The organism is Streptococcus intestinihominis (assembly GCF_046824975.1).
GTDB lineage: Bacteria > Bacillota > Bacilli > Lactobacillales > Streptococcaceae > Streptococcus.
This window is the reverse complement of sequence record NZ_JBKQBL010000002.1, coordinates 323,708-328,461: the sequence shown is the minus strand read 5'-3', so window position 1 is coordinate 328,461 and position 4,754 is coordinate 323,708. Positions and strand designations below refer to the sequence as shown.

The window sequence follows — 4,754 nt, the reverse complement described above, 5'->3', positions numbered from 1 at the left end:
TACAAGTAACTCTGACAGATACAGTTGGTTTTATTCAGGACTTGCCGACAGAGTTGGTGACCAGTTTTAAGTCGACCCTGGAAGAAAGCAAGAATGTGGATCTCTTGGTCCATGTCATCGATGCCTCTGATCCCAACCATGAAGAGCATGAAAAGACAGTTCTTCAGATTATGAAGGATTTGGAGATGCTGGAGATTCCACGCTTAACTCTCTACAATAAGGCTGATAAAGTCGCGGACTTTACTCCGACTCAGACACCTTATCGCCTGGTTTCGGCCAAGGATCCCAATAGTCGGACTAAACTGCAGGACATTCTACTTGAAAAGATGCAGGAGCTCTTCCATCCCTTTACGATTCAGGTTCCTTTTGATCAAGCCTACCGCATCCATGAATTGGAGACCATGGCCATTCTGACCGAGCGTTCCTATGAGGAGACTGGTGAGGTCATAACAGGCTACATCGCCCCGAAAAATGCATGGAGACTAGAGGAGTTTTATCACCATGGATTATCTTAACATTGCCCTCAGCTACGGTGGCTATACCAGTCTAGACAAGGTCTATTTAGATCGGGTCTTGGCGGGATTGACAGAAGAGCAGAAGCTTCAGTTTATCACGCCACCACCCAGTGTCATCAACGCCTACTTCGCAGAGCTCTACCAAAAGAAAAGCCCGGAAGCAGCAACTGACTACTATGAACAAGTCACTGAGGCCTTTGACCTTTATCAGACGAGTCCCAGCTTTGAGGAGGAGAAACCCTTTGTTCGTCTTAATCTTTCTGGCAAGGCCTATGGTTTTTGCTACCGAGAAAAGGGGCTGGCTCAAGTCTTTGCCCAGCAAGCAGAAACCATTCGTATGGACCTCTTGTTTGAGATTGCGCAGATCTTTCCTCACTACCTGGTCTATGAAGAGGAAGGCTTGGTCTTGATGCGTCCGGTGAACGATCAAGAGGTGGTGGAGACCAAGGAATTGTCACCTCTATCTAATCTTGAAGAGTTGGCAGATGGGAGCATCCGCCTGACTGGCTACAACCAGGACGAATTGGCTCAATTAGCTAGGGCCTACCCAGGAAAAATCGCCGTTCGATCGAAGAATCGGACTGCTATGATCTATATTAGTTAGAAAGAATACAATGGAAATTCAATTTTTAGGAACGGGTGCGGGCCAGCCGTCCAAATCTCGTAATGTCTCAAGTCTAGCGCTCAAACTCTTGGATGAGATCAATGAAGTTTGGCTCTTTGACTGTGGAGAAGGGACACAAAATCAAATCTTAGAAACCAGCATCCGTCCTCGAAAAGTTAGCAAGATCTTTATCACCCACTTACACGGGGACCATATCTTTGGCTTGCCAGGTTTCCTCTCTAGCCGCGCCTTTCAGGCCAATGAAGAGCAGACGGATCTAGAGATTTATGGACCGGTTGGGATCAAATCCTTTGTCTTGACCAGCCTTCGAGTTTCCGGTTCACGCCTGCCTTACAAGATCCATTTTCATGAGTTCGATGAAGGTTCACTTGGGAAAATCATGGAGACCGATAAGTTCACGGTCTATGCCGACGCCTTGGATCACACCATTTTCTGTGTCGGCTACCGGGTCATGCAGAAAGATTTGGAAGGGACCCTCGACGCAGACAAGCTCAAGGCAGCAGGGGTTCCATTTGGACCACTTTTTGGCCAGGTCAAAAATGGCCAAGATGTTACCCTGGAAGATGGCACCAAGATCATTGCTGCGGATTATATCTCCGCCCCTCGACCTGGTAAGATCATCACCATCCTGGGCGATACCCGGAAGACCAATGCCAGCGTCAGACTTGCCGTTAATGCAGATGTTCTCGTGCATGAGTCTACCTATGGCAAGGGCGATGAGAAGATTGCTCGTAAGCATGGCCACTCGACCAATATGCAGGCGGCAGAAGTGGCGCGTGAAGCAGGAACCAAACGCCTTCTACTCAACCATATCAGTGCCCGCTTCCTCTCCAAGGACGTCAGTCAATTGCGCAAGGATGCCGCGACTGTGTTTGAGAAGGTCCATGTGGTCAAGGACTTGGAAGAAGTGGAGATCTAAGATGCGAACTATCATCATCACAGGAGCGAGTGGAGGCTTAGCCCAGGAAATGGTCAAGCTCCTTCCTGAGGACCGGCTTATTCTCTTAGGCAGAAATCAAGAAAAACTGGAACAAGTCTATGCTGAACATCCTAAGAAAGTATGCATTGGGATCGATATCACGGATTCCTCAGCTGTCCAAGACTTGGTAGAAGACCTCTATCAGCGCTATGGGCAGATTGATGTCTTGGTCAACAATGCAGGCTATGGGATCTTTGAAGAGTTTGACAAGATTACCAATGAGCAGATCCATGCCATGTTTGAAGTCAATACCTTTGCCCTGATGAATCTCTCACGCTTAATTGGTGCCCGCATGAAGGAAGCAGGTAAGGGTCACATCGTCAATATCGTCAGCATGGCGGGTCTCGTCGCAACTGCCAAATCCAGCCTTTATTCGGCGACCAAATTTGCGGCCATTGGTTTTTCTAACGCCTTGCGGTTGGAACTCATGCCCTTTGGTGTCCATGTGACGACGGTCAATCCAGGCCCTATTCGGACCGCTTTCTTTGACCAGGCAGACCCCGATGGAAGCTATGTCAAGGCTGTAGACCGTTATATTTTGGAACCAGACTTCGTGGCTAAGAAGATTGTCAAACACTTTGGAAAAGCAAAACGTGAGCTCAATTTGCCTTGGCTCTTGAACCTGACCCACAAGCTCTATACCCTTTTCCCTCGTATCTCGGACAAGCTAGCCAGCAAAATGTTCAATTACAAATAGGAGGAGCCAGATGGCAGCAAATATTCAAGCTTATTTAGAAAACCTCCGGCAACCCTGGGGACAGATCTATTATGATATTCTTTTTGCTCAATTAAAAGACATCAAGAGAAAACGGGTGCTTGATTTTGGCAGTGGCTTTGGACTGGTGGCCAACCACCTAGCGAAAGACAATGAGGTCCTTGCTGTGGAACCAAATGAAGAAATGTTGGCCTTGCGGGACCAAGACCATCCCTACCAGCAACTGGTCGGAAGTCTGGATCAGTTGGCAAGTCTTGAAGATGCCAGCTTTGAGGTCATCCTCTGCCACAATGTCTTGGAGTATGTAGGGAATCGCGAGGCTGTCCTCAAGGCATTCACCCGGCTCTTGAAACCAGGTGGCCTGCTCTCCATTGTCAAGCACAATGAAGTTGGGCGCGTCCTACAGACTGTCGTCTTTGAAAATGATACTCAGAAGGCGCTTGATCTCTTAGCCGGCCAAAATCTGGAAACCCACTCCATGGGCTTGGCACAGGCCTATGATCTCGGTGCAGTAGTAGAAGATCTAACCCTCGAAGTTCAGGACTACCAGGGAATTCGTGTCTTTTATTCCTTGCAGGACAATCGCTTCAAAGGCCAAGAAGGCTGGCGAGAGTCCATGCTTCAGATGGAGCTGGCCGTTTGTCAGGAGTCCCCTTATCGGGATATAGCCTTCTTCCAGCACTATACCTTAAAAAGGAGTTAAGATGTTAGAGTACAAACAAGAGATTCCAGCGATGGCAGACTTAGTCGCACTTTACAGCTCGGTCGGCTGGACCAATTATACCAAGAACCCATCTATGCTAGCAGAAGCTGTCAAAGCCAGTCTCTGGCAGTTGGCCGTCTATGATGAGAAAGAGCTCGTTGCCTACATCCGCTTGGTAGGAGATGGTCACTCAGTCATTTTTGTGCAGGACCTCCTGGTACGACCAGATCACCAGCGCCAAGGTATCGGAAGGAAACTCTTAAAAGAGGCTTTAGCGACCTTTCCCACTGTCTACCAACGACTCCTCGCCACTGAACGGAGCGAGAAGAATCTTGCCTTTTACCAATCCCTGGGCTTTGTTGAACTTTCAGAGCAAGCCTGTACAGGGATGATTTATAGTAATTGACGGAGAGAGAGTGGGACAGAAATCGGTAATTCGTTAGAATTCGATTTCGTCGTCCCACCTCCGCACAGTTGAGTAGGGCTGTAAAAGCTGATGAAACCAGCGTAGTAGAGCCCACTCAACCACTGCGTCTTGCTCGACAATCCAAAAACAATTAATAGGCTAGGACTTTTGTCCCAGCCTCTTTTCTTGTTTTTCCTGACATTCCTTGTAAATAATGGTAGAATAGAGCTAGATAAATAAATACGTTGATGAGTAATTCAACTTGTGAGAATCTTTCATCCTATATAGTCCTCTATCTAACTTTTGGAAGTTTTCTATTTTTGGAGGTAGACCTATGAAAAACAAAGGTTATTCCCTTTTACTCCTAGTTCCCATTTTATTCTTAACGATGGTTCTAACCAGTTGTAAGATCATGACATCGAGTGATTACAAAAAGGCTAAAGAAGTTGTTAGCAGTGAGCTTGCTCAAGCTGGTCTTCATGGAAAAGTAACCATCACCAAGTTATCTTGGACTGCTCTAGAATTCCCAACTTATCATGTAAGCTACACCTACTCTGAGAAAACCTACGATGATCAAACGGTACGATTGGAAAATGAAACAACTTTTCATGATGACTGGTCAAGTTCATCTATTATTTTTCTTCCAGACTATAAGAAAGTGTTTTTAGAGCAGAAATCCATAAAAAATATCGAGGAAAAACTAGAGAAGGAAATAAAGAAGCAATCTCTCGGCCTTCCAATTGAATTCTCTATCTTTTTAAGTAACTTTTATCAGGAAGAAAAAGAGGAAATCCTGGATAGCATTGCAAGA

Annotated in this window: 6 protein-coding genes and 1 pseudogene; all 7 read left to right on the top strand. The window is 46.5% G+C overall.

Annotation, left to right across the window (positions count from 1 at the left end):
* Nucleotides 1–515 (top strand): HflX GTPase family protein (locus tag ACLOR3_RS05015; protein ID WP_412037039.1); only part of this gene is annotated, 515 nt, incomplete at its 5' end.
* Nucleotides 502–1,119, top strand: coding sequence for a cystathionine beta-lyase (locus ACLOR3_RS05010; protein WP_411400234.1), 618 nt, complete (start codon nt 502–504; stop codon nt 1,117–1,119). The genes ACLOR3_RS05015 and ACLOR3_RS05010, both read left to right, overlap by 14 nt.
* Nucleotides 1,120–1,129: 10 nt before the next feature.
* Entirely contained in the window at nt 1,130–2,059 is a 930-nt protein-coding gene (gene rnz / locus ACLOR3_RS05005) for a ribonuclease Z (protein WP_048717333.1), read from the top strand.
* 1 nt (nt 2,060) lies between these two features.
* Nucleotides 2,061–2,816: an SDR family NAD(P)-dependent oxidoreductase gene (locus ACLOR3_RS05000; protein ID WP_048717334.1), complete on the top strand. Its 756-nt coding sequence runs from the start codon at nt 2,061–2,063 to the stop codon at nt 2,814–2,816.
* A gap of 10 nt (nt 2,817–2,826) precedes the next feature.
* A complete protein-coding gene (locus ACLOR3_RS04995; RefSeq protein WP_048717336.1) occupies nt 2,827–3,537 on the top strand; it encodes a class I SAM-dependent methyltransferase in 711 nt (236 codons plus the stop codon).
* Nucleotide 3,538: 1 nt separating this feature from the next.
* Nucleotides 3,539–3,943, top strand: coding sequence for a GNAT family N-acetyltransferase (locus tag ACLOR3_RS04990; protein WP_048717338.1), 405 nt, complete (start codon nt 3,539–3,541; stop codon nt 3,941–3,943).
* A 334-nt stretch (nt 3,944–4,277) separates the two neighbouring features.
* A pseudogene (locus ACLOR3_RS04985) lies at nt 4,278–4,754 on the top strand (hypothetical protein); the annotation flags it as partial.